Annotated in this window: 22 protein-coding genes; 12 read left to right on the forward strand and 10 right to left on the reverse strand. The window is 46.7% G+C overall.

The features are described from left to right. The first annotated feature begins 7 nt into the window (after positions 1-7). Complete coding sequence (locus tag HDC91_RS08835; protein WP_183550667.1) at positions 8-2,881, forward strand: PAS domain-containing protein; 2,874 nt, start codon at positions 8-10, stop codon at positions 2,879-2,881. A gap of 341 nt (positions 2,882-3,222) precedes the next feature. On the opposite strand, the gene HDC91_RS08840 is transcribed toward HDC91_RS08835, so the two are convergent. The 3 genes from HDC91_RS08840 to HDC91_RS08850 all read right to left on the reverse strand — a co-directional run bounded on the left by HDC91_RS08840 (position 3,223) and on the right by HDC91_RS08850 (position 6,593). Then, positions 3,223-3,564, reverse strand: a complete 342-nt coding sequence (locus HDC91_RS08840; RefSeq protein WP_183550670.1) for a cupin domain-containing protein — start codon at positions 3,562-3,564, stop codon at positions 3,223-3,225. A gap of 70 nt (positions 3,565-3,634) precedes the next feature. Further along, positions 3,635-4,591, reverse strand: coding sequence for an acetyl-CoA carboxylase carboxyltransferase subunit alpha (locus tag HDC91_RS08845; protein ID WP_162431018.1), 957 nt, complete (start codon positions 4,589-4,591; stop codon positions 3,635-3,637). A 253-nt stretch (positions 4,592-4,844) separates the two neighbouring features. Continuing rightward, positions 4,845-6,593 (reverse strand): family 43 glycosylhydrolase, encoded by a 1,749-nt coding sequence (locus HDC91_RS08850; RefSeq protein WP_183550673.1) that lies wholly within the window; start codon positions 6,591-6,593, stop codon positions 4,845-4,847. 485 nt (positions 6,594-7,078) lie between these two features. On the opposite strand from HDC91_RS08850, the gene HDC91_RS08855 reads away from it, so the two are divergent. From HDC91_RS08855 to HDC91_RS08865, 3 genes are all read left to right on the forward strand, one after another. After that, the gene (locus HDC91_RS08855; protein ID WP_183550676.1) at positions 7,079-7,435 is read left to right on the forward strand and encodes an endonuclease domain-containing protein; all 357 of its coding nucleotides are present in this window, start codon (positions 7,079-7,081) and stop codon (positions 7,433-7,435) included. A gap of 250 nt (positions 7,436-7,685) precedes the next feature. Then, complete coding sequence (locus tag HDC91_RS08860; protein WP_183550678.1) at positions 7,686-8,672, forward strand: aldo/keto reductase; 987 nt, start codon at positions 7,686-7,688, stop codon at positions 8,670-8,672. Between the two features lie 93 nt (positions 8,673-8,765). Beyond that, the gene (locus HDC91_RS08865; protein WP_183550681.1) at positions 8,766-9,212 is read left to right on the forward strand and encodes a hypothetical protein; all 447 of its coding nucleotides are present in this window, start codon (positions 8,766-8,768) and stop codon (positions 9,210-9,212) included. Between the two features lie 3 nt (positions 9,213-9,215). Here the strand turns inward: HDC91_RS08865 and HDC91_RS08870 are convergent, their stop codons facing one another. Continuing rightward, the gene (locus tag HDC91_RS08870; protein WP_183550683.1) at positions 9,216-11,645 is read right to left on the reverse strand and encodes an AsmA family protein; all 2,430 of its coding nucleotides are present in this window, start codon (positions 11,643-11,645) and stop codon (positions 9,216-9,218) included. 599 nt (positions 11,646-12,244) lie between these two features. Here HDC91_RS08870 and HDC91_RS08875 point away from each other — a divergent pair. The 4 genes from HDC91_RS08875 to HDC91_RS08890 all read left to right on the forward strand — a co-directional run bounded on the left by HDC91_RS08875 (position 12,245) and on the right by HDC91_RS08890 (position 15,866). Further along, complete coding sequence (locus HDC91_RS08875) at positions 12,245-13,039, forward strand: HipA family kinase (protein WP_183550685.1); 795 nt, start codon at positions 12,245-12,247, stop codon at positions 13,037-13,039. Beyond that, positions 13,017-13,400 (forward strand): DUF3037 domain-containing protein, encoded by a 384-nt coding sequence (locus tag HDC91_RS08880; protein ID WP_183550687.1) that lies wholly within the window; start codon positions 13,017-13,019, stop codon positions 13,398-13,400. Before HDC91_RS08875 ends, HDC91_RS08880 begins: the two co-directional genes overlap by 23 nt. Positions 13,401-13,501: 101 nt before the next feature. Further along, the gene (locus HDC91_RS08885) at positions 13,502-14,344 is read left to right on the forward strand and encodes a ThuA domain-containing protein (protein ID WP_183550689.1); all 843 of its coding nucleotides are present in this window, start codon (positions 13,502-13,504) and stop codon (positions 14,342-14,344) included. A 58-nt stretch (positions 14,345-14,402) separates the two neighbouring features. Further along, on the forward strand, positions 14,403-15,866 hold the full coding sequence (locus tag HDC91_RS08890) for a glycoside hydrolase family 30 beta sandwich domain-containing protein (RefSeq protein ID WP_183550691.1): 1,464 nt from the start codon (positions 14,403-14,405) through the stop codon (positions 15,864-15,866). Between the two features lie 49 nt (positions 15,867-15,915). On the opposite strand, the gene HDC91_RS08895 is transcribed toward HDC91_RS08890, so the two are convergent. The 3 genes from HDC91_RS08895 to HDC91_RS08905 form a co-directional block, all read right to left on the reverse strand. Then, the gene (locus HDC91_RS08895) at positions 15,916-16,140 is read right to left on the reverse strand and encodes a DUF4287 domain-containing protein (RefSeq protein ID WP_183550693.1); all 225 of its coding nucleotides are present in this window, start codon (positions 16,138-16,140) and stop codon (positions 15,916-15,918) included. 24 nt (positions 16,141-16,164) lie between these two features. After that, positions 16,165-16,368: a DNA-directed RNA polymerase subunit alpha C-terminal domain-containing protein gene (locus tag HDC91_RS08900; RefSeq protein ID WP_183550694.1), complete on the reverse strand. Its 204-nt coding sequence runs from the start codon at positions 16,366-16,368 to the stop codon at positions 16,165-16,167. A 145-nt stretch (positions 16,369-16,513) separates the two neighbouring features. Further along, on the reverse strand, positions 16,514-17,203 hold the full coding sequence (locus tag HDC91_RS08905; RefSeq protein WP_183550697.1) for a hypothetical protein: 690 nt from the start codon (positions 17,201-17,203) through the stop codon (positions 16,514-16,516). A 140-nt stretch (positions 17,204-17,343) separates the two neighbouring features. On the opposite strand from HDC91_RS08905, the gene HDC91_RS08910 reads away from it, so the two are divergent. From HDC91_RS08910 to HDC91_RS08920, 3 genes are all read left to right on the forward strand, one after another. Beyond that, the gene (locus HDC91_RS08910; protein WP_183550701.1) at positions 17,344-17,931 is read left to right on the forward strand and encodes a TetR/AcrR family transcriptional regulator; all 588 of its coding nucleotides are present in this window, start codon (positions 17,344-17,346) and stop codon (positions 17,929-17,931) included. Positions 17,932-18,006: 75 nt separating this feature from the next. Then, entirely contained in the window at positions 18,007-18,747 is a 741-nt protein-coding gene (locus tag HDC91_RS08915; protein WP_183550704.1) for an SDR family oxidoreductase, read from the forward strand. Positions 18,748-18,879: 132 nt separating this feature from the next. Further along, entirely contained in the window at positions 18,880-20,163 is a 1,284-nt protein-coding gene (locus HDC91_RS08920) for a PAS domain S-box protein (RefSeq protein ID WP_183550706.1), read from the forward strand. 1 nt (position 20,164) lies between these two features. Here the strand turns inward: HDC91_RS08920 and HDC91_RS08925 are convergent, their stop codons facing one another. After that, positions 20,165-20,923 carry a DUF72 domain-containing protein gene (locus HDC91_RS08925; RefSeq protein WP_183550709.1) on the reverse strand — a complete coding sequence of 253 codons (759 nt, stop codon included), beginning with the start codon at positions 20,921-20,923 and terminating at the stop codon, positions 20,165-20,167. A gap of 77 nt (positions 20,924-21,000) precedes the next feature. Between HDC91_RS08925 and HDC91_RS08930 the strand changes: the two genes are divergently transcribed. After that, positions 21,001-21,468: a hypothetical protein gene (locus HDC91_RS08930; RefSeq protein ID WP_183550712.1), complete on the forward strand. Its 468-nt coding sequence runs from the start codon at positions 21,001-21,003 to the stop codon at positions 21,466-21,468. A 54-nt stretch (positions 21,469-21,522) separates the two neighbouring features. Here the strand turns inward: HDC91_RS08930 and HDC91_RS08935 are convergent, their stop codons facing one another. Both HDC91_RS08935 and HDC91_RS08940 read right to left on the reverse strand, forming a co-directional pair. Then, positions 21,523-22,233: a c-type cytochrome gene (locus HDC91_RS08935; RefSeq protein WP_183550715.1), complete on the reverse strand. Its 711-nt coding sequence runs from the start codon at positions 22,231-22,233 to the stop codon at positions 21,523-21,525. A gap of 5 nt (positions 22,234-22,238) precedes the next feature. Continuing rightward, positions 22,239-23,735 (reverse strand): FAD-dependent oxidoreductase, encoded by a 1,497-nt coding sequence (locus HDC91_RS08940; protein ID WP_221262132.1) that lies wholly within the window; start codon positions 23,733-23,735, stop codon positions 22,239-22,241. Positions 23,736-23,777: the final 42 nt, after the last annotated feature.

The following is a 23,777-nucleotide window of genomic DNA, read 5'->3' on the forward strand; positions in this document are numbered from 1 at the left end:
GGCATTAATGAGCGACGAAATTAAAGACAACCTTCTTAAAGCAGCGATGGACCCGCAGCGTTTATACCATCAGGCACCCTGCGGTTATGTTACCTTTACGGCGACCGGTACGATCATCAGGATCAATCAAACCCTTTTAAATTGGCTGGGCTACACTGCCGAAGAAGTAACCGGCAAAATGAAGTTCAGCGAACTGCTTTCAAAAGGCGGGCAGATACATTACGAAATGTTTTTCCGGCCGATGCTAAACTTAAGCGGCAGCGTTAAAGAACTAAGCTACGAATTGCTAACCCGGACCGGAGAGATAGTGCATGTGCTTTTTGGAGCAGTATCGGTTAAAGATGATGACGGACAACTATTGGCGGTTGATTGTATATTAACTGATAACACCGACCGTAAACGCTATGAGCAGGAGCTATTGCTGGCACGTAAACAGGCTGAAAAAGAAAGGGAGCGACTATCACAGTTTTTTATGCAAATGCCCGCGGGTATATGTGTGCTGGATGGCCCTGAGTTTGTATTTGAATTTATAAACCCGCTTTACCAGCAGCTATTTCCCGGCCGCCACTTATTAGGCAAGCCCCTGCTGGATGCATTACCGGAGATAAAGGGGCAGGAGATATCGGGCATTCTGCAGGATGTGTACCAAACAGGGCGTATGTTTGAAGGTAAAGAATTGCTGGTTCCGCTGCGCCGCACGCTCGATAGCCCCATAGAGGACCGCTATTTTAATTTTATATATCAGCCACGCACCAATAACCACGACATCATCGACGGGGTAATGGTATTTGTTATAGAAGTTACAGACATGGTATACGCCCGCGAGCAGGTGCAGCAAAGCGAGCGCAGCCTCCGTACGCTTGTTATGACCGCCCATTACGCCCTGATGATCCTTCAGGGGCCCGATTTCATTGTTGAGATCGCCAATCAGCAATTAGCGGCCTTGTGGAACAAATCGTTACCTGAGATCACGGGCCGTAAATTATTGGATATACTTCCCGAACTGAGCGACCAGCCTTTCCCCGAACTGCTGCGCAATGTAATGCGTACAGGTGAGCCTTACGGGCAACAGGAGGAAGCGCTTCGTTTAACCATAGATAACCAGGAGCAGCTGAAATACGTAAGCTTTTACTACGACCCGATAACCGGTGAAGATGGCGTGGTTACCGGAGTGATAGTGGCAGCTGAAGACATTACCAGCCAGGTGAGCGCACGTAAGGAACTTGAGGTAAGCTATTGCGAGCAACAATCGCTTAACGAAGAACTGGCCGCCATGAACGAAGAACTGGGCACAACAAACGAAGAGCTGAATTTAACGCAACTAAACCTGCGCGAAATGATAGCGAACTTTGAAGAAAGCGAAAGCCGGCTTCGCAGTGTGGTAGAAAGCGCCCCGTTCCCGATAGGTGTTTACATCGGGGCCGACATGAAGATACTACTTGCCAATCAAAACATTATCGACGTATGGGGAAAGGGCAACGATGTGATTGGAAGATCATATAAAGAGATACTTCCGGAACTTGAAAACCAGGAGATATTTTCGCAGCTCGATACCGTATTTAAAACTGGTGAGCCTTTCCATGCCCGCAACCAGCGGGTGGATATACTTGTTGATGGCGAACAACAAATTTACTATTTCAACTACAGCTTTACACCGCTGTTTGATGCCGCCGACAATGTGTACGGAGTAATTAACACCGCCGCTGATGTAACCGACCTGAACGTTGCCAAACAGGCGGTAGAACGCAACGAGAAGAACCTTAACGAGATGATATTGCAGGCACCGGTTGCCATGTGTATACTTGTGGGGCCCGAGCATGTAATTAAAGTGGCCAACAGGCTGATGGTAGAACTGTGGGGCAAGCGTATAGAAAATGTTTTGAACCGCCCCGTGTTTGAAGCCCTGCCCGACGCGCGCAACCAGGGACTTGAGGAAGTAATGGCGGCGGTATATAATACCGGTGTGGCTTTTACCACCAGCGAAATGCCGGTTACATTGTTGCGCAACGGAAAAGAAGAGGTGGTGTATCAAAATTTTGTATATGAACCGTTCAAAAACTCAGAGGGCTTCATTATCGGCATTATCGCCATCACTATTGATGTAACCGAGCAGGTAATAGCCCGCCAGCGTATAGAAGAAAACGAAAAAGAACTGCTCACCACCAAAAACAGGCTCGAGGAGGAACTGGAAGCCGGTAAAAAAGTGCAGCGCCAAAAGGATGGCTTTATCGGCATGGCCAGCCACGAACTAAAAACTCCATTAACATCGTTAAACGCCATTATCCAGGTGGCTAACGCCAAGCTCAGGCACTCGCCAGATCCATTCCTGAAGGGTGCCATGGAAAAAGCCAATCTGCAGGTTAAGCGAATGACCGACCTGATCAACGGCTTTCTTAATATCTCCCGCCTGGAGTCAGGGAAAATGATCGTTGAAAAACAACGGTTTAATTTCGACAAGCTGATCAGGGAAATGATAGATGAAGTGCAATTAACAACCAATGCCCACGCCATAAAACTGGCGGCATGCAATGAGATTGAAATAGTTGCAGATCGCAACAAGATCGGCTCGGTTCTGTCAAATCTGCTCAGCAATGCTGTAAAATATTCCCCTAAGCATACAGATATCGATGTATCCTGCAACATTAAGGGCGATTATGTTATGGTTAGCGTTAAAGATAAAGGGATGGGCATGCGGTCAGATGACCTGGAAAAAATATTCGATCGCTATTACCGGGTGGATTCGGCCGATACGCAGCATATAGCCGGCTTTGGTATAGGGCTGTACGTAAGTGCAGAAATTGTTAAGCAGCACAACGGCAGGATCTGGGCCGAAAGCGAGCTGGGCCACGGCAGCACCTTTTATTTTGAATTACCTTTATAAAGGCTCCATAGCGCTATTGCTTCTTTAAGCGTATATGCAATACAACCTGCCTTGCCGTGGACAGACAATTACATGGTTAACACGATTTTTAATTAAATTATTGATAATCAACATCTTAACTAAAAAAACAGCTTAATTGTGTTAACCATGTTAACCATGATTTTGTACTCATTTAGCGCGATCGGTTATCATATCGTCAACGGCAATGATACCAGGCGGCCGCTACCGCCCCTTGGCAAGGTGTCGCGCTTAACAAGCGTAATGGTGCAATCATCGGAACAATGGACGTGATAACAATCGAGATGCACGCAATATCCAGCGGTTCAATAGCTGTGTCCGCATTATATTTCAACCTTAACTGTGGTAATGTTTTGGCTTTCGAAGGTGAGGTTAACAGACCGTTTACCATTTGGCCTGGTACGGTGGATAACATTTTTAGGAATGGTAAATAACTGGTTGGGAAATAACTCAACTGTACTGTCTTCCAGGTCGATAAATACCGAGCCTTCCAACACCAAAAAGCTTTCGTCAGATTCGGGGTGAAAATGCCAGAAGTAGGGTTCCGTCATCACACTTAGCCTTACTACATGGCTGTTCACCGTAGCAACCGGTATATTCTTGTATGCTGCCTCAATTGCAGTTTCTTCATTTATATCAACTACCGTTAGGTTCTGAGTTTCCATTTTTTGTTTTGTGATACCCCATAAAAATAAAAGCGGCCATTGGCCGCTTTCTATCCTGTGTTAGAGAGAATTAATTTTCTTCAACAACCCCCATGCTGCAAAACTTCTCTATACGTTCGGCAACCAGTTCGTCAATATTACGTTCGCCTAAAGTTTTAAGATCTTTAAGCAATTGTTTCTTTAAAATGGCAGCCATAGCAACGGGATCCTGATGGGCGCCGCCAAGCGGTTCCTTTATTACACCGTCTATCAGTTTGTTCTTTAGCATTTCTGTTGAAGTTAGTTTAAGCATCTCCGCTGCGCGCTCTTTTTGCTCCCAGGTTTTGAACAGGATGGTTGAACAATTTTCGGGCGAGATAACTGAATACCACGAGTTATCAAGCATCAGCACCCTGTCGCCAATACCTATACCTAAAGCCCCACCCGATGCACCTTCACCTATCACCACGCAGATAACCGGCACTTTAAGTACAGCCATTTCCAACAGGTTGCGGGCAATCGCTTCACCCTGTCCACGCTCTTCAGCCTCAAGGCCGGGGAACGCACCCGGTGTATCTATCAGGGTAACCACAGGTTTACCAAACTTTTCGGCCATTTTCATCAGCCTCAATGCTTTGCGGTAGCCCTCGGGGTTGGCCATACCAAAATTGCGGTACTGGCGCTCTTTAGTATTACGGCCTTTTTGGTGACCAATAAACATAACGGTTTGCCCGTTAAGGGTACCAAAACCGCCGATTATGGCTTTATCATCGCCTACGGTACGGTCGCCGTGCATTTCTATAAAGTCGTCGCACATTAGTTCCAGATATTGCAGGGTATACGGACGCTCAGGATGGCGCGATATCTGCACCTTTTGCCAGCCGGTCAGGTTGGCATATATCTCTTTCTTGGCGGTTTCCATCTTGGCTTCCAGTTCGGCAATGGTGGCAGACATGTCGAGCTTGTTCTTCTCTTCTACCTGTTTTACCTTTTCTATCTGCCCCTGTAACTCGGCCAGTGGTTTTTCAAAATCAAATGTAATCTTCATACAATTTTATTGGCCGCTAAATTAAATAAATCAAACGGCATATTGTTTAATTAAGATATTTCGTTGCCTGCAATTTATTGATATGCCCCGGCGAAAGCATAAACGTGCAAATTTTACGCCAAAGGCTAACCCGTTCGTTATGAATGACAAAGGGCGTTCACGTTCGGCGCACGTGAACACCGTGAACACTCGTGAACGCCTCATAATCAGATAGCTGACATTATCGCTGACACAAGTGTCACCAGGCGGATATCTATTCCACCTTCATTACCTTAGTACGCTTACTTATCCCGTTCTCGTTAAAGGCTTCTATCTGGAAATAATATGGCGTATCCTTTTCCATGCCGTTAAAGTAGTATTCGTTAGCGTTGTAAACCATGATGTTATTGTACAGCTTATCCGGCTCGGTACCCATGTAAATGGTATAGCCTACCGCGCCATCGGTTTGCTGCCAGCGCAGCCACGAGTTACGGCTTTCGGCTTTGCCGCGCAGCACAATAAAGTTTTTAACGGTATCGGGCGGTGTACCGGCGCCCTTACCAAACACCCTGAAACCCGATAGCGCAAACTTGCCCGTAGGCATATGCAGGTTGGTTATTTTTAAATAACGTGCTTTAGCAGGGGTTTTAAGCTCTACATAATCGTGCGGCACATCAGTTTTGTTCCTGCTTTTATCTACCAGTGTTTTCCAGGTTTTACCATCAATGGATGAGCTGATGATATATTGGTGAAATACGCCCAGCGATTTGCCCATAAACATAGCATCCTGGTCGGCGTAGTTGATCTGTATCGCCCGCACGGTGCTTACGTCGCCCAGATCGGTTTGTAGCCATTCGCCTTTGTTGGCGGTTTTTGCGCTCCAATAGGTTTTGATATCCTCATCCACCGCAAGGTTCGGCACATAAGCCCCCAGGGTTGACGATACCTGCACCGGTTTGTTATAATTCAGCAGCATCCAGCCGGTAAAATTGCTTTTAAGGTGATCTTCTTTGCCTGAAGCGAGGTAATGCGGATAATCGCCATAGGCGGTATTGGCATACAGCACGCCATCGTTATCAAACCCGGCCGGCCAAAAGCCTATGCGGCGTTCAAAGTTGTTCTTTACATCAACAACCATAGTGCTGATGTGCCAGTAGTTGCCATACTTATCGGCCCAGGTGGCGCCATGCCCGGCACCTTTTGCAAAGCCTCCTGGCTTATAGCTAAAGGGATTATGCTTTTGATAGGTGAACGGACCAAGCGGTTTATCGCCCACATATACGCCATCCCCGTAACCGCGGCCTTCGGTACCCGGCGCGGCATATTGCAGGTAGTATTTGCCGTTATGCTTGTTCATCCAGCCGCCTTCCATAAAACCGGTCAGGAATACGTTATCATTGTTCTCGCCAAAGCGCTCCCAGCCGTGTTTCTCCCAGTCGAGTTTGATCATCTCCTTTTTAGGGCCGATGGGTTCAAATGTTTTGCGGTCTATCTCCTGCCCGTACATCGGCAGGGTATTGCTGCTGCCATGATAAATATATACCCTGCCGTCATCGTCGGCAAACAAACCCGGGTCCCAGGCGCCAACCTTAAAGTAATCCTTGGCTGCTTTCCAGGTATCGGTACGCGGGTCGGTGCTCATCCACAGGGTAAAATCCTTGTTGTAGGTAGAGCCGATAACCAGCAGGGTATCGCCCAAAACTAATGTGCCGGGCGCGCAAAGCTCATCGCCTTTTACCTCGTTATATGGCCGTACAAACTTGCGCGATACAAACTTCCAGTTCAGCATATCGCTGCTCCACCAATAGCCAAACTGGTTGGTGCTGAACAGGTAGTAATTGCCTTTAAAGAGGGTCATGGTTGGGTCGGCAGTGGCGCGGTGCTTACCCCATGCCGCAAAATTTTCAAATGGCGTATAGCCGTAATCGAGGTTTAGCGGGTTGCAATAGGTAAGGCGTTTGGTTTGTGCCGATGCGTTAGTGGCAAACGCTAATATAAGTATGGATAAGACGCGTAGTTTCATAGCGGATGATGCAAATTGGTTAGCAGATCAAATATCTGTTTTTATGGGGATATATGTATGCGTCATGCCGAACTTGTTTTGGCGGAGATTTACTCACCCCCTGCCCCCTCTCTGCTGTGCAAAGAGGGGGTGCTTGATCGCTTTTTCTTCACCCTCTTTGCGCAGCAGAGAGGGTCGCGCACGAAGTTTCGCGGGGTGAGTAAAACTGTACGAGCGATTTGTCTGGGAACCATCTAACGGCGGAGTCTTACTCACCCCTGCCGCCTCTCTGCTATGCAAAGAGGGGGTGTTTGATCGCTTTTCTCTTGCCCTCTCTGCGAGGCATGCGGAGATTACTCACTCCGTGCCCCCTCTCTGCTACGCAAAGAGGGGGTGTTTGATTACTTTTTTTTATCCTCTTTGCGCACGTATCCCGATAGCTGTCGGGACGGGGTGAGTAACTGACGCTGTGTTATATTTTTAAAAAGACTTTTGTAAATTCAGCCATGCCTTCAATTATTCAGTTATGCCGGGATTTGAGAAAAAGGCAAACTCCCGCAGAAAACTTGCTTTGGAATTTATTGCGCGATCGCGCTTTAATGGGCAAGAAATTTTTGAGGCAGCACCCTGTTTGCATAAGGTCAGCATTGGGTAGATACGAATATTACATACCTGATTTTTATTGCGCTGAGGCACGGTTGGTCATTGAAGCGGATGGTCCGATACATTTATTAAAAAAGCAATACGATAAAAACAGAGATGCAGTGTTAAAAGAATTAGGATTGACAATTCTGCGGTTTGAGAACAGAGAAATTGAGGAAAACATGAATGCCGTATTGAATAAGATTACGGAATACTTGTAGAGTTATCGCTTTTTTCACTCACCCCCTGCCCCCTCTCTGCTATGCAAAGAGGGGGGGCTTGATCGTTTTCTTCACCCTCTTTGCGCAGCAGAGAGGGTCGCGCACGGAGTGCCGCGGGGTGAGTAAAACTGTACGAGCGATTTGCCCGTCAATTTTGTCACCTTACCGAATATTACAACAACAAGCGGGTTACAGCGTTGCTTATGTTAGATACTACCCGTACCTTCACTTTACATTTACACTACCAACTATGAAATACAGAACTTTAGGCAAAACCGGTGTGCAGCTTTCGGCAATTGGCCTGGGCTGCATGGGTATGAGCCACGCTTACGGCGAACCTGATGATGCCGAATCTATAGCTACCCTTAACAAAGCCCTTGAACTCGGCATAAACTTTTGGGACACCGCCGATGTTTACGGCAGCGGGCAAAACGAAAAACTGGTATCGCAGGTATTAAAACCTAACCGTGATAAAATATTCATCGCCACCAAATTCGGGTTTACTGCCGATAGCACCGGCAAGCTTTCGGGTTTCAATGGCTCGCCCGCTTACATGCGTACTGCGGTAGAGGCCAGCCTTAAACGCCTGCAAACGGATGTGATAGACCTTTATTACGCCCACCGTGTAGACCCCAATATACCCATTGAAGAAACCGTTGGCGGCATGGCCGACCTGGTAAAGGAGGGCAAGGTAAAATATATAGGCCTCTCGGAGGCATCGCCTAACAGCATCCGCCGTGCATATGGGGTGCACCCCATTGCCGCCCTGCAAAGCGAATATTCGTTGTTAACCCGCGATGTGGAAGCCCAAATACTGCCTTTGTGTAAAGAACTGGGCATATCATTTGTTCCGTTTAGTCCCCTGGCACGGGGGTTGGTTACCAACAAACTGGATGTAAGCGAATTGAAAGAGGGTGATTTCAGGAAAACCCTGCCACGCTACCAGCAGGACCATGCCGAGAACAACCGCTTGCTGGCCGAAGGTTTTGCAGATATAGCGACCGAAATAAACTGTACCCCGGCGCAATTAGCGCTTGCCTGGGTACTGAAACAGGGTGATAACATTATCCCAATCCCAGGCACCAAAAAACGCAGGTACCTACAGGAAAACGCGGGCAGTGTAGATGTAGAACTGTCCCCAAAAATTCTTGAGGAAATTGAAGTTTTATTGAAAAAATTCCCCGATACCGGCGACAGGTATAACGCGGGCAATTTAAAGTTTGTGGATAAGAATTGATCACTTCGGTGCGGCCTCGTAGTAACTTCACAGTACACGGAAAAAAGCATATAAAGGTATTTGCTATCTTCGCCTTTTAATCCGTTATAAACTATGACCAACATTATAAACCGTTTTGCACAACTATCGGCGCTTGCGTTACTTATCATTACCATCGCATCATGCGACAGATCGGCCAAAACCAATAAACCTGCGAAAGATAGCACTGCATTAATTAAGCACGGGGCGGCTGTTGATTCGGGTAAGTTAGTGGGTGCATGGCACGATGAGGCTATAAAATCTGATAAAGGCGAAGAAATAGCTTACGAAGTGATCAGCAGCGGCCATAAGATTTATATACAAGCCATTACTTTTACCGGCACTAATCTTATGCTTAACGATACCCCGCCCATTACCCCGGCGGCATCTGAAATAAAAAAGGACGGCGATAAATACATCAGCGTTGAACGTCCCGACGAAGTTTACAAAATAAACCACGAAGGCAACCTGGAGATATACGATAAAGGGGTATTAGTGGCTACCTGCAAGCGGTTGATATAAGCGCTACTTGTGATTCTTGTTCCACCCTATCTTCATTTTTCCGTCCTCTTCGTGGGCGCGTATGTGTAGTACAATGCCTTTGTATCGTTTTTTTGCACGCTCCGCAAGGTCGTTTATTTTGAAATCATCCTTGGGGTTACGCAGGGGGATATCAAGGGCAATATCGGTACCATGGGTTAAGCCGTAAACACCGGCTACATCCACATTCAGTATACTGCTGCTTACTTGCATTGGTTTTATGGTGATCATATCACCGTTTACCAAAAAGTGCGCGTCAAGGTTAGGTATGGTGATGTTTTTAAGATTACGGAAAGGGAATGCGAATTTACCCACGCCCATTAATGGTTGAAAGTTAATTAAAGCGGCATCTTGCAAATTAAGGTCGAGCGTGCCTTTTATCGATCGGGGAACCAGGTTGCCTGCATCGGTTACACCACCGGTAATACTTGTTTTGGCCGATAAAAATCCTTTCAGGTTCTCGGCAGTGAAATCCTGCAGGCCAAAATTGTTAAACGCTAAAAAGAACTCCCGCATATTAACGTGGCTAATGGTTGTATTTACATCAAACCTGTTTAACGCGTTGCCCTGCATCACCTTGCCGTTTACCCGCAGCGACCCTCCGGCGTGCTTAAGGCTGATATTTTTAATAATCACGCCATCGTCGGTGGTAATGAGGTGCGCATTGGCATCGGTAGCTAAAAACTTTTTATAATAAACCTTGCCTACCTGCATGTGCATTTCGGCCTTGCCACGTTCAAGTACATTGCTTAACTGATCGACCACGTTGCCGCTATTGCCCCGGCTTTTTGCGGCGGGGGCGCCTTTACGCGGGCTTAGAAAACCCATAAACTCGTTAAGATATAATTGCGGGCTGTGGATTTGCCAGGTAAGCAATATCTTTTCGGGGGCGTTGTAATAAAGATTTAAAAAATTATTTACCCGGCCTTCCATCGTTACAACGCTGCGGCCGCTTTGCAGCCGAATGTTGTTTAGTATCAGATCGTCGCCAACAAAGTTCAGCGACAGCGAGTTGTTTTTTAATTTGAGGTTACGGGGCAGGTAATAAATATCGGTATTGCGCAGGTTGATGGATCCGCGGATGATGGGTTTGTTTATTTTGTAATCGATGATATCAGCCTTATAACGCAGGTTCATATCTGCCGATCCGTTATTAAACTTGGCCACATCATCTTCCAAAAACCAGTTAAGATCGGCTGCCGGGAAACTCGATTTAAAATTACCTGTGGCAATGGGCTTCAGCAGGTTAACAATGCTGCCGGTATCTATGGTAAAAGGCAAATGGTTATAGCTGCCTTTAAGCCTCATCAGTTTAATAAAGGAGTTATCATCGCCGTAGCCCTTATCCTTAATATAGTTATTACTGTAAATACCATCAAAGCTGCAACTGTCCAGTTCGGCGCCGGGTATGGTTACTTTGCTATTCCTTACCTTAGCGGTAACATACAGTTTAGGGCCGCCGCTGCCGCCTGCAAAGCTGCCGTTCAGGCTGCAGGTTACATCCATAGGCTTGCTGATGTTAAAGCGGTTAAGCACCTGTGTAATATTGGGTGCCAGCAAAGCCGAAGCGTTCCGCCACATTATCTGGTCGGCAACAATGTTTATAGTAAAACTGGCCGATGGCTTATCGGCAGTTGCAAAAACGGCGTTTATTTTAAAAGGATCATCGCCAATTTTTAGTGGCGAAACAGCCACATTTATCTTCCCGCTTTTTTCGTTATACCCGGCCTTAAAATCACCTTTTAGCTGTTTATTTTTGATGAAGCTACCTCGCAGGCTGTTAAACGCCATGCTTTTGGCCTGTACATCCAAATGGAAATCAGCACGCCAGCCGCTATCCGGATACCGCATTTTCCCGCTAATGTCGTTCACCGCAAAATTGAACAGCTTGTGCTTGCTGCGGTCATCTATAGTAAAATTAACATTACTTAAGCTGAATTTTTTTAACATGGTAGACGAACTGCTCTCCGATGGGTTATCCTTTACCTTTTTGTTATCCTTTTTGAACACGGCAGTATTGCTGTACCCGGTGCTGTCCGTAAACAGGTCGATAGCCGCATTGCTGATATCAATGTGGTTAATATCTATAACACCCCTAAGCAAGGCTACGGTATTTAATGATATATTAAAATCTTTGGCATCCAGCAGGGTATGTTTATGCTGCGCGTACTTTTTATCGCGTATCAGTACGTTTTGCAGGGTTAACGAAACATCAGGGAAACCGCTGAAGAAACGGGGCTTCATATCGCCGATGATCAGTGTGCCATCCACGCTCTTATCCAGCTGGCGGTTTACCATCTCAAGCACCTTTGCTTTATTGTAAGTAATATACAAGGTTGCCCCAATCAATACCAGCACAACCAGCAGTACCAGGCCGGCAATTATTTTAAGCGAAGTTTTTAACCACTTAGGCATATAGCATTTACAAGGGTAATACCTAAATAAGGTGTTTTGTTTGCTTTGTAACAGAATGGTTAAGAACGGGCGGGAATAAACCGGGATGAAGCGGATTTATACGATTGACAGGTTTTGATTGTGCCCAGGGTAGCGACGGGTATAAAACCCATCGCTACGAGTAAACCCAAAACAATTCTTCCCCCTCCTTGCGCAGCAGGGAGGGTGGGGCACGCAGTGCCGCGGGGTGAGTAAACTAACCGACATCCTCATCGCTCCTATATTTTACTCACCCGGTCGTTGCTCCGCTCGACTACCCTCTCTCCGCAAGCGTAAAGAGGGTTAGGACTTTCTCCACCCTCTTTGCGCAGCAGAGAGGGTCGCGCACGCAGTGCCGCGGGGTGAGTCACTAACCGACATCCTCATCGCTCCTATATTTTACTCACCCGGTGGTTGCTCCGCTCGACCACCCTCTCTCCGCAAGCGGAAAGAGGATTAGAAATTTCTCCACCCTCTTTGCGCAGCAGAGAGGGTCGACAAGCGCAGCGATGTCGGGGTGAGTAAACTACAACGCAAGCGAATCCATTTACCAATTATCCCTATATTAGCCCCACACAACCATGGCTAATACTGCACCGCAATTACGCACCGTTAATGTTACCCGCTACGTTACCCCGTTGCGCGAAGGCGGTTCGCTGCCTGCCATTGCCGAGGCCGACGACGGCTTTTTATATGTGCTTAAGTTTCGTGGCGCCGGGCAGGGGCCCAAAGCGCTGATTGCCGACCTGATAGGCGGCGAAATTGCCCGCAAGCTGGGTTTTAAAGTGCCCGAGCTGGTATTTGCCAACCTTGATGAAGCCTTCGGCCGCACCGAACCCGACGAGGAGATACAGGACCTGCTAAAATTTAGCGTAGGCCTAAACCTGGCGCTGCATTACTTGTCTGGTTCTATCACGTTCGACCCGGCAGTTACTTTTGTAACGCCCGAAACAGCTTCTGAAATTGTATGGCTGGACGCACTGCTGATGAACGTTGACCGTACCGCGCGCAACACCAATATGCTGATGTTTAACCGGGAGCTTTGGCTGATTGACCACGGTGCAGCCCTATATTTTCATCACAGCATGGAAAAATGGGAAGAACAGGCCATGCGCCCTTTCGTGCAGATAAAAGACCATGTGCTGCTGCGCAAGGCGTCTGAACTGGATGCGGTTGATGCTGCTTTTAAAGCGATACTAACCCATGATTTCATACAATCGGTGGTTAACCTGATACCCGATGAATGGTTAACCGACCGCTCTTTTGAAACTGCAGACGAGCAGCGGCAGATATACGCTAAGTTTTTGAACACCCGCTTAGCTAACTCGAATATTTTTGTAAAGGAGGCGCACGATGCAAGACAGGCACTTATTTGAGTATGCCGTTATACGCGTTGTGCCCAGGGTAGAGCGCGAGGAATTTATAAACGTAGGCGTGGTGTTGTTTTGCAAAAAACAGCAGTTTTTAAAAATGAGGTACAGCATTGATAAAGACCGCCTGCTGGCCCTTTCAAAAGACCTGGATATTGAGGCGCTGGAAGAAAACCTGCTGTCGTTTCAGCGAATCGCTATTGGCGGTAAGGATGCCGGCCCTATCGGCGAGCTGGATGCAGCATCGCGTTTCAGGTGGCTTACCGCTACGCGTAGCACGGTTGTACAAACCTCAAAGGTGCACCCGGGTTTTTGTATGGATGGCGAGGATTCGCTTCAAAAACTTTATGAACAGTTGGTAAAGTAGGCAGTCCACTCAATCGTTTTCGCAGAATAAAATATAGGGCATTTAAAATGTACACTATAATATAGTAAATTAGCTTTGCGAAACCAATACAAAGCGATATCATGACCTTTATTTTTAAAACCAGGGCGCTTGCGCTATGTGTACTTTGCCTGTGCATCTTTACAGGCGCCTTTGCCCAGCAGAAGTTCAAAGTAATTGCTTTTTACACCGCCAAGAACGACCAGGCGCACATCAGCTTCGTGCACGAGGCCAACAGGTGGTTCCCGCAAATGGCCAAAAAATACAATTTCACCTACGACTCTACCAGTAACTGGAGCAACCTTAACGCTAAATTCCTGGCCAATTATAAGGTGGTGATATTTTTAGATACCCGGCCGGAGGACCCTGCCCAGCGCGCGGCCTTTGAAACCTATATGAAAAACGGCGGCGGCTGGATGGGTTTCCACTTCGCGGCATTTGCCCTTACCCCGTCAGATTATCCGCAAAACTGGGATTGGTACCACAACGAGTTTTTGGGCGCCGGCCAGTATAAAAGCAACACCTGGCGACCGGTTTTCGCTGTTCTAAAGGTAGAAGACCGGATGCACCCCGCCACCAAAAACATGCCGGAGGATTTTAAAACCTCGCCCTGCGAATGGTACCGGTGGGAAAAAGACCTTACTAAAAATCCGGATATAAAGATACTGGCCTCGATAGATCCGGTGAGCTTCCCGTTAGGCACCGGCCCCAAACCGCAGGAGATATGGCACAGCGGCTATTATCCTATCGTGTGGACAAATAAAAATTATAAAATGATCTACTTTAACTTTGGTCATAACGATATAGATTACGAACATCATACCAATAAAGAACTATCCCAAACATTTAACAATCCCGTACAGGATAAGCTGACAATTGACGCGCTGTTATGGCTGGGAAACGGCAGAAAGGCCGGAACAAAATAACACAACTTAACCTCGTAAATATTCAATCAATTCAAACCATAACTTCAGCCCTCACCCCATGAAGAAAGGATTTTTAATTGCCGGCCTGTTATGCTTCGCGGCAGGCACTTTTAGCCAGGCACCCGCCGCAAAAAAGAAAGTGCCGTACTCAGCAGCCAATAAAACGGTAAAAATGTATGTCACCGAAAAGGGCTCTAACAAAAGACTTGCCCCCGCAGGCGAGCTAAAGTTCTCGTCGGACCCGCAACCGCCCGAAACAGAAACGGTGGTTTTTGTTGACCCCGAAAAGCAGTTTCAAACCATGCTTGGCATTGGCGGCGCATTAACCGATGCCGTTGCCGAAACATTTTACAAGCTGCCAAAAGATAAGCAAACAGAGCTTTTAGAAGCTTACTACAGTAAAACCTCGGGTATTGGCTTTACCCTCGCCCGTACCAATATCCAAAGCTGCGATTTCAGCAGCGGCAGCTACAGCTATGTTAGCAATAGCGATAAATCCCTATCAACCTTTGACATTAGCCACGATAAAAAGTACCGCATACCGTTCATAAAAGCGGCAACCGCGGCGGCAGGCGGTAAGCTAACCATGTATGTATCGCCCTGGAGCCCACCTGCATTTATGAAAGATAACAACGATGTACTGCACGGCGGAAAGCTTAAACCTGCGTTTGCGCAAAGCTGGGCAAACTTTTATGTGAAGTTCATTAAAGCCTACGAAGCGCAGGGCATACCAATATGGGGCCTTTCGGTACAAAACGAGCCTATGGCTACGCAAACGTGGGAATCATGTAAGTACACAGCCGAAGAGGAGCGCGACTTTGTAAAGAATTATTTAGGCCCAACACTTTGGAAACAAGGCATGAAAGCAAAAAAACTTATTGTTTGGGACCACAACCGCGACTTGCTTTACCAGCGTGCAAGTACCATTTTAGAAGACCCTTCGGCCGCCAAATATGTTTGGGGTATCGGCTTTCACTGGTACGAAACCTGGACAGGCGCGGGCCAGAACTTTGAGAACACCCGCCTTACCCACGCCGCCTTCCCGGATAAGAACCTGATATTTACTGAAGGCTGCGTAGAGAAATTTGATTTTAACCGTTTGGACGACTGGAACCTGGGCGAGCGCTACGGCCTGTCGATGATAAACGATTTTAATGCCGGCACCGTAGGCTGGACCGACTGGAACATCCTGTTAGATGAAAAAGGCGGACCAAACCACGTGGGCAACTTTTGCTTCGCCCCTGTACATGCCGATACCCGCACCGGACAATTGCGTTATACCAATTCGTACTATTATATTGGTCATTTCTCTAAATATATTAAACCGGGCGCTAAACGCATCGCCGCCTCGGCAAGCCGCGACAAACTGTTAACCACCGCTTACCAGAACCCTAACGGATCGATAGCCGTAGTGGTTATGAACCGTACCGACGAGAAGATAGAATACAGCTTATGGATAAAAGGCAAGGCCGCCAAAACCGTAAGCGAACCGCATTCCATTGCTACATTGGTAGTGCAATAATTCCTGTTCCTTATAAAAAGAGAAGCTCCGGCAGGCGGAGCTTCTCTTTTTATAAGCTGTCTTCGTTCTTGATGCCTTTAAGCAGGGCAAAAATTGCCATGGCGTGGCCATGGCCCAATTCAAAATCTGCTTTCAGCCAGGTAGTGATATCGCCCGCCTTCGCAACAAGCTCTCCGTTTTTAGTGAAGCCTTTTTCTTCGGCCATAGCCCTGAAATCTGCCGGGCCCTTGCCCGTTTTCTGTTTGATCGTGTTTAAGTACGCCTGGAATGACATAATTGTTGTTGATTGATAGTAGCGTTAATTGGCGAAATAAAGATCGTGCTTATGCAAAGCTTCCTTTAAAACAGGTATAGCACTTTTGCCGATGCCATGTAATTTCATGATCTCTTTCTCGGTAAACCGCGATAGGTCCCGCACACCGGTTATACCCGCATTGGCCAGCGCCCGTTGCGCGGGCTGCGATAATTTATTAAACGGGTGGTCGGTTTTTACTTCTCTCATTATCTTTTTTAAACAAATCTACCTGCTTTCGCTCTCTCCTGTAAGGTGCATACGCGACATTTTAAAGGTTGTTTACGACGGCCGGCCAAAAAAAAGCGGACAACCACATGGGCTGCCCGCTTTATCATCACTCACTCACAAAAAATTATCCGGCAGTTGGCGCTTTAGGGCCTCTCCTGTTTTTCATTCTTTCTTTAAACTTGTTCTTCATGTCGGTATAGCTTTTCAGCTGGTCGGCATTTAATACAGCTTTAAGTTCGCCGTCGGTCTGGCTCATTATGGCCTTACGGTTTTCTTTGTTTGCCTTACGGTCGGTTGCAGAACGGTTTGCTTTCAGGCTATCCATTTGGGTAGCGCGTTTCAGCAAAATAGCGTTCACTTTAGCGTACTGATCTTCAGACAGCGTTAATTTCTTTTGCAGCACTTTGCTCATACGCTGTGCCTTTTGTTCGGGTGCCAGGTGGCGGCCACCGCGTTTACCGTGCATTCTGCCTTTAAAGTTATGCCTTAAACCTGCATACGCTTTTAGCTGGTCGGCAGTTAAAAGGGCCTTAACATCGGCATTGGTTTTAACAGCAATGGCTTTGCGTGCCTGCATGTTCGCCTTGCGGTCGGCCGATTTGTTTGCACGCAGGCTATCCATCTGCGCGGCGCGATTAGCCATGATAGCACTTACCTTAGCAGACTGATCTGCCGAAAGGCTTAGCTTTTTAGTAAGCGCCTGTGTTGCAAACTGTGCTCGTTGTTCAGGGGTTTTATGTGCCCTTTGGGTTTGTGCCTGGGCAAATACTACCGTACCTGCCAGGAATGTTATCATCAAAAGTAATTTTTTCATGTTTTGTTAATTTTTGATGTATGACTGCATCAGGCGGCTTATGGTTTAATCAGTGCGTTTGTCATTATAGTAACATTTATAATACAATCAGTTGCACAATCAGACCGAACGGTCTATATTTGATCCGTCGACCAAAAAAGATGACCAAAGCAGAAAGAACCCGTCAGTTTATTATAGAGCAATCGGCGCCGCTGTTTAATACAAAAGGTGTTGCAGGCACCGCCATGAGTGATATAATGGAAGCCACCAAAATGGCCAAGGGCGGCCTATACGGTCATTTTGAAAGTAAAGAAGCGTTATCCTGTGCCGTGGTAGATTACTGCCTGACATCGTTAAGCGAAAAAATTACGGCAGCGATGAACAAAGAGAAAACGGCCAAAGGAAAACTGTTTGCCTACCTTGATTTTTTAAGCAACCCCGAGAACCCGCCGCTGCAAGGCGGCTGCCCTATGATAAACTTTGGCATGGAGGCGGATGATACCAACGCGGTGATCAACGAAAAGGTGCGAAAGGGTATGGAGTGGTCGGTAAAGCGGGTTACCAATGTGATTATTGAAGGCATTGGTACCGGCGAATTTCACGCATCGTGGAACGCCCGCGAATTTGCTATAAAACTTTTTACAATGATGGAGGGCGCAATTATGATAGCCCGCGTTATGGGCAATAACCATAATATCGGTACCATTATTAAAATGCTTAAGGCGGAAATTGAAGCACAGGTAGTATAACACTTTTTTTATAACATAAAAAAGACCGAACGGTCTGTAATTAACAATCAATTCACAACAAAACAACACATAAACATGAAAGATCAAAAAATAGCCCTTATAACAGGCGCTAACCGTGGCATAGGGTTCGAAACTGCCAAACAGCTTGGCGAGCAGGGCGTAACCGTTATTTTAACAGCACGTAACTTAGATGTGGCTAACGATTCGGCAAATAAGCTTAAACAACTGGGTATTGATGCGTACGGTGCCAAACTGGAAGTAACCAGCGCCGACGACCGCGCTGCTTTGGCAAAATACGTAGAAGAAAAATTCGGCAGGCTGGATATACTGGTGAACAACGCGGGCGTGGCGCCAAAACGGTCGCTGTTTGAAAAAGTGACCGCGGCAACCGATGAAGAAGAATTTGAATACGTGTTTCAGACAAACTTTTTCAGCGTGGTGTATGTAACCAACGCTTTGCTCCCGTTGCTCAAGAAAAGCAGTGCAGGCCGCATTGTTAATTTATCAAGCATATTAGGTTCGCTTACTTTGCATGCGCAAACCGATAGCCCTATCAAGGATATTAAGGTACTATCGTACGATGCTTCAAAAGCCGCGTTGAACATGTTTACCAATCACCTGGCCATTGAGTTGGAAGGCACCGGCATTAAGGTAAACTCCGCACACCCCGGCTGGGTTAAAACCGAGCTTGGCGGTACCGATGTTGCACCAATGGAGATTGTTGACGGCGCGAAAACCAGTGTAGAACTTGCGCTTGCAGGCGAAGATGGCCCCAATGGCCGTTTTATCCATTTAGGGGAAGAGCTGCCCTGGTAATTGCCGGGTATCACGATAAAAGGCCGCTATGCATTCATAGCGGCCTTTTTAATTACAAAAAAATAAATCGCCCGCGTTGTAAAACATATTTTAATTATCTTGGGAAAAATATCTTATTACTTAATTCCTAACATGTCTATCTCATTACATCATATCTGGAAGGTTTATAAGATATTTGGCAAAAACGCGCTTAAAGATAATTCAGGGGATGAAGTTGAAAGTTTAACCGCCTGGCGCGAAAATCTTTTCATTAAAATTATCCTTTACTCAACACCTGCAAGCCTTGTAGCGTTAATTCCCAGCGTTATCATCCTGTTGAACAAAGGCCACATTTTTATTCCGGCATATGATGTATTCGCGATTATAACAATCCCGGCAATTTCCCTTAACGGACGTATCAAAACATCTTTCAAAAAATTATACGTAGTTATTGTTTTTTATGTGCTGGCTATTATTGTAATGGCTTCTTTAGGTTCTTTTGGAATGGGGAGCATTTACCTGCTGGCGCTGGCTGTTTTTATCACATTGCTGTTTAATGGCCGTGCCATATTGTTGTCGTTGATGGTAAATTTCGGCATCTATCTATTCTTTGCAGGGGTAATATATTTCAGGCTGTTCAATTCTCCGCTTATTTCCATGTATCCCCTTGATACCTGGGTGTTCAATACCTCCAATTTTATATTTCTGAATATAGCGGTTGTAATCGTATTACGACATATAATCATAGGCCTCGAAAAAAACATTATAAAGGAGGCCAGGTTGCGGCAAAATTTGCAGCGGCGCATAGCCGAGACGACCGCACTGAACGCGCAGCTAACGGAAACAGAGAGCCACTACAAAAGCCTGTTTTTCCGCAACCCATCGCCTATGTGGATATTTGATCCGGATACATTGCAGTTTTTGCAGGTAAATGGCGCTGCTATACGGCAATATGGCTTTACCAGGGAAGAGTTCAACACGATGACCATCAAAGACATCAGGCCGCCAGAAAAGATCGGTAAGCTTATTGAAACACTTGAACAATTAGACCACAATGTACCTTCTATTTCTATTGTAATTCATAAAACTAAAAACGGGAAAGAGTTTCATGCAGAAGTAAGATGCAGCAGTATAGTTTACAGGGGTAAAAGCGAGCGTTTGGTGATAGCCCGCGACATTACCGAAAGCATACTATATACACAAGCTATTGAAAAACAAAACACCCAACTGCGCGAAATAGCCTACATGCAATCGCATATTGTGCGCGCACCTTTGTGCCGTATTTTGGGGTTGATACCCATGATCAATACAGACAGTGATACCGAGGTAAATAAAGAGATAATAAGCTTCCTTGAAACTTCGGCCCAGGAGTTGGACAGCGTTATCAAAGCAATTGTTGACAGGACCGAGAACACAGACATCGACCTTAAACAGTAAGTTAAAGTTGCTTTACATACGCGTTTAAGGTTACCAGGTTATTAACCGCATCGCCCATGGTATTGTTAAAATAGGCATAAACCCTTTTGCCATCGTTTAGCCACTCGGTGATATACTGGGCATATTCATATAAAAAATCATCGGTATAACTGCCGCGATAGCCGCCATTGGGCCCGTGAAAACGCAGGTACTTAAATTCAGTTGCCATATCTACCATTGGTGTAAGCGATTTGGGCATATCCTGTATCACCATTGCGCAGTTGTAGTTATCTAACATTTCGTAAACTTCATCTTTATACCAACTGCTGTTCCTAAACTCTATCGCCACATCCCAGCCCACACACAAGCCGGTATCCTGCAGGTTGATCAGCAGTTTTTCCAATTGCCTTATGTTCGACACATCATTGCTCCCCGGGAACTGTATCAGCAGGCTGCCCTTTTTATCGCCAGCCCCATCTATCACCTGCATAAAGCGCTCTATGTCTTCGGGATTAAAAAGCAGTTGCTTGTTATGCGTGATATCGCGCCAGAGCTTGTAAGTAAACTTAAAACCATCAGGCACTTCGGTTGTCCACTTTTTCACAGTTGATGCTTGCGGAAGCCTGTAAAAAGAGCTGTTTATCTCGATGCTGTTAAATAACGAGCCGTAATAACACAATCGCGACCTGTCCTGAAACTCGGGCGGGTATAACGATTTATTGGGTACCGGCAACACCAGGCCGCTGGCCCCCGAGTAAAAATTTTGCGTGGCGTTTTCCATACAATAGCTTAACACAGTTGCATTTACTATTGTTGCGCTTATATTAGCAGTAAATTCAACAAACCTCAAATCTCGAAATGAAACTTACACGTTTATTACCCCTTGCGGCCATTGCGCTGGCATCGTGCACGCAAAAGCCTGCCGCTACAACATCAGAAACACCTGCCGCCTCGCCAATGATCGGCACCTGGAAACTGGTATCGGCAGTAACGGTTACCAAAGGCGACACCGTAAAAGACTACCCTGTGCCCAACCAGGAAATGCTAAAAATTTTAAATGACACGCACTTTGCGTTTATGCGGCACGACCTTAGCAAAGGCAAGGGCAAAGACGCCACCTATACGGCAGGCGGCGGCACTTATGATTTTAAGGGTGATAAATACACCGAGCACCTGGCTTATCTGAACGCCCGCGAATGGGAAGGCCGCGACTTTGACTTTACTGTAATGTTTAAAGGTGATACGCTGATTCAAAAAGGCATCGAAAAGATAGACAGCCTGAATATCGACCACGAGATCATAGAAACTTACGTTAAACAGAAATAAGTTGCCGCGCGGTGGCGGTGCTGAATAAGCAACCGCTGCCGGGCTATATTAATTTTATTTGCTTTGCAACACCATTACATCCCGGCCGGTCATTCGCTGTTTGCCGGGCGAGGCTTTCAGGCCGTGGTCGGTATAGCTGGCAGTAATAACGTAAGCGCCTTTATTGCCGGCAGGCGCCGCTTTGGTCCTGAATATGCCATCCAGCCCGGTGTAATAGGTAACGTTTGGATCTGCTGCCTGCTTAAACATCCATTTAACAGCAGCCTCGATCTCGACAGCGGTAAGCTCAGGATGGGTTGGCATGGCTGCCTTGCCCCATACCCCTACCGATCCTTCTTTTATGCGCTTGGTCAACAACGCCACATTAGCCGCCGAAAGCGGGTACCGTGCCACAATATCGTTAAAAGACGGGCCTATTAATTTATTGTTGAAGTTGTGGCAGTTAAAACAATTTGACGCACGCATCACCGCCAAGCCGGCTTCATCGGGCGATGCCTGGTTGCCCGGTGGTAATTTCGCGTTACCCGGCACGAATTTTACTTCCAGCAGCACCTCGAGGCCATTTATCTCATCAAATTTCGAGTCGCCATCTTCTTTGTCGGCTACGCTTATGCTGTAGCTTACAAGGCTGCCCCAGCTAAAGGTGTTTACTTTTGGTGAAGTGATCTTAACCAACGGTGCGGTATTTTGCTGTACAATAGCCGTAAATGAAAACATCGACACCGCGATACCGATAGCCGTGATAAATAGAAATTGCCTTTTCATAACCGTTATAGCTTATCCACCTCCTTTGCTACCCGCTGCGCCGAGCGGATGCACGATTCCATCCCCCGGCTCATGTTATCGGCATAAGTGCCGGCAAAATAAATACGGCCCTCGGGCACCATCAACTGCGGCCAAAACTTTTTCATTTGTCCTATCGGGAAAGGCTCCATTTCGCAGGCCGGGGCAAACTTATCTTTTGTCCAGTCTTTGGTAAGGGCTTGTTCAATGGTATCATGCTTGCCCGGGTAAACTTCACGAAAGGCTGCCAGTACGCGCTGCGGCGACAGGCCGCCGGGGCCATAGGCTTTTAACACAATGCGCTTGCTATCCACCTGGTTGGTTTCCTCCCAAATGGATGAGATATCGGGATGCTCAAACTGCATATTGATGCTTTTGAAACCATCATCCTGCCAAAAGCGGGTGGCAGCTTCAAATACATAAAATGGATGTGAGGAATAAGCCATGTTATCCACCACATATTGTTTGGCGGGCGATAACGCAGGTGTAACCGGGATGTTTTTAAATATCGGCAGGGTAATACAGTTCACCAATATATCGGCGGTAATTTGCTTCTCTTCATCAAAACCAAAAGCTTTGTAGGTAACGGTTACGCCTTTGCTATCGTGTTTGATGCCCAGCACCGGGTGGTTAAGCTTTAGTCTTGAGCCAAGGCGCTTGGCAAAAGCCATTGGCAGTTGCTCGTTACCATCTTTTAAATGGTAGGTATCGCCTTCTGATAGCGGGATGCCGCGCTGCTCCATAATGTAGGCACGCCACAAATAGTAAAGCGCCGAAGTATGCGAACCGCCCAGCCAATCCAATGCAGCCGGCGATGCGCCCTCCTTTTTAAAAATATCCGCTATCGGGAAGTTGTCATAATCATCATACCCAACGCCAAAGGGCTGGTACGGGTCTTTAAATTTTGAAAGATAGGGTTTGATATACAACGAACTTAAGGCGTACCCGGGATTTTGAGATAGAAATTTAATCTCCTTAGCATTAAAGCCAAACTTTGCCAGCACGGCAGGGTCGCGCAGCATTTCTTCGGTGTAGAATTTGCCGCCTATCATTTTCAGCACATGCCCATCCTTTGCCGCTTCTGATCCTTCGGCATTGGGATAAGGTATAACAGTGAGGTTAAACTCATTTACATATTCAAAAAACTTTTCGTAGCCTGGTTTGGTGATATGGTCGGCACCATAATCGGCATACAGTCCATCCGACAGACCATCGCGGCCTGTAAACACATGCCCGCCATACCTGCCGGATGCTTCCAGTACGGTTACATCGTGACCGGCCTTCATCAGTTCGTAGGCGCAGCACAGTCCGGTGATGCCTGCACCGGCTACTATCACTTTTTTGGCTCCGGCGGCAAGCTGAAAATCAACAGGCGCGACGGCGTTAGCAGCGCCATCCTTAGCATGTAAAAATTGAGGCACCAAACCTGCACCCGCGCCGGCTATCAATGTTTTTTTGATGAACGATCGTCTTTTTATGCTCATGATGTAATTGCCCCCCGCTTTGAAGTTACGGGTTATAGGTTA

This window comes from Mucilaginibacter sp. AK015 (assembly GCF_014200785.1).
In the GTDB taxonomy this organism is placed as follows: Bacteria; Bacteroidota; Bacteroidia; order Sphingobacteriales; family Sphingobacteriaceae; genus Mucilaginibacter.

Excerpts from the sequence above, each read along its gene's own strand:
- HDC91_RS08835 (WP_183550667.1), top strand. The coding sequence starts at position 8 with ATGAGCGACGAAATTAAAGACAACCTTCTTAAAGCAGCGATGGACCCG.
- HDC91_RS08840 (WP_183550670.1), bottom strand. The coding sequence starts at position 3,564 with ATGGAAACTCAGAACCTAACGGTAGTTGATATAAATGAAGAAACTGCA.
- HDC91_RS08845 (WP_162431018.1), bottom strand. The coding sequence starts at position 4,591 with ATGAAGATTACATTTGATTTTGAAAAACCACTGGCCGAGTTACAGGGG.
- HDC91_RS08850 (WP_183550673.1), bottom strand. The coding sequence starts at position 6,593 with ATGAAACTACGCGTCTTATCCATACTTATATTAGCGTTTGCCACTAAC.
- HDC91_RS08855 (WP_183550676.1), top strand. The coding sequence starts at position 7,079 with ATGCCTTCAATTATTCAGTTATGCCGGGATTTGAGAAAAAGGCAAACT.
- HDC91_RS08860 (WP_183550678.1), top strand. The coding sequence starts at position 7,686 with ATGAAATACAGAACTTTAGGCAAAACCGGTGTGCAGCTTTCGGCAATT.
- HDC91_RS08865 (WP_183550681.1), top strand. The coding sequence starts at position 8,766 with ATGACCAACATTATAAACCGTTTTGCACAACTATCGGCGCTTGCGTTA.
- HDC91_RS08870 (WP_183550683.1), bottom strand. The coding sequence starts at position 11,645 with ATGCCTAAGTGGTTAAAAACTTCGCTTAAAATAATTGCCGGCCTGGTA.
- HDC91_RS08875 (WP_183550685.1), top strand. The coding sequence starts at position 12,245 with ATGGCTAATACTGCACCGCAATTACGCACCGTTAATGTTACCCGCTAC.
- HDC91_RS08880 (WP_183550687.1), top strand. The coding sequence starts at position 13,017 with ATGCAAGACAGGCACTTATTTGAGTATGCCGTTATACGCGTTGTGCCC.
- HDC91_RS08885 (WP_183550689.1), top strand. The coding sequence starts at position 13,502 with ATGACCTTTATTTTTAAAACCAGGGCGCTTGCGCTATGTGTACTTTGC.
- HDC91_RS08890 (WP_183550691.1), top strand. The coding sequence starts at position 14,403 with ATGAAGAAAGGATTTTTAATTGCCGGCCTGTTATGCTTCGCGGCAGGC.
- HDC91_RS08895 (WP_183550693.1), bottom strand. The coding sequence starts at position 16,140 with ATGTCATTCCAGGCGTACTTAAACACGATCAAACAGAAAACGGGCAAG.
- HDC91_RS08900 (WP_183550694.1), bottom strand. The coding sequence starts at position 16,368 with ATGAGAGAAGTAAAAACCGACCACCCGTTTAATAAATTATCGCAGCCC.
- HDC91_RS08905 (WP_183550697.1), bottom strand. The coding sequence starts at position 17,203 with ATGAAAAAATTACTTTTGATGATAACATTCCTGGCAGGTACGGTAGTA.
- HDC91_RS08910 (WP_183550701.1), top strand. The coding sequence starts at position 17,344 with ATGACCAAAGCAGAAAGAACCCGTCAGTTTATTATAGAGCAATCGGCG.
- HDC91_RS08915 (WP_183550704.1), top strand. The coding sequence starts at position 18,007 with ATGAAAGATCAAAAAATAGCCCTTATAACAGGCGCTAACCGTGGCATA.
- HDC91_RS08920 (WP_183550706.1), top strand. The coding sequence starts at position 18,880 with ATGTCTATCTCATTACATCATATCTGGAAGGTTTATAAGATATTTGGC.
- HDC91_RS08925 (WP_183550709.1), bottom strand. The coding sequence starts at position 20,923 with ATGGAAAACGCCACGCAAAATTTTTACTCGGGGGCCAGCGGCCTGGTG.
- HDC91_RS08930 (WP_183550712.1), top strand. The coding sequence starts at position 21,001 with ATGAAACTTACACGTTTATTACCCCTTGCGGCCATTGCGCTGGCATCG.
- HDC91_RS08935 (WP_183550715.1), bottom strand. The coding sequence starts at position 22,233 with ATGAAAAGGCAATTTCTATTTATCACGGCTATCGGTATCGCGGTGTCG.
- HDC91_RS08940 (WP_221262132.1), bottom strand. The coding sequence starts at position 23,735 with ATGAGCATAAAAAGACGATCGTTCATCAAAAAAACATTGATAGCCGGC.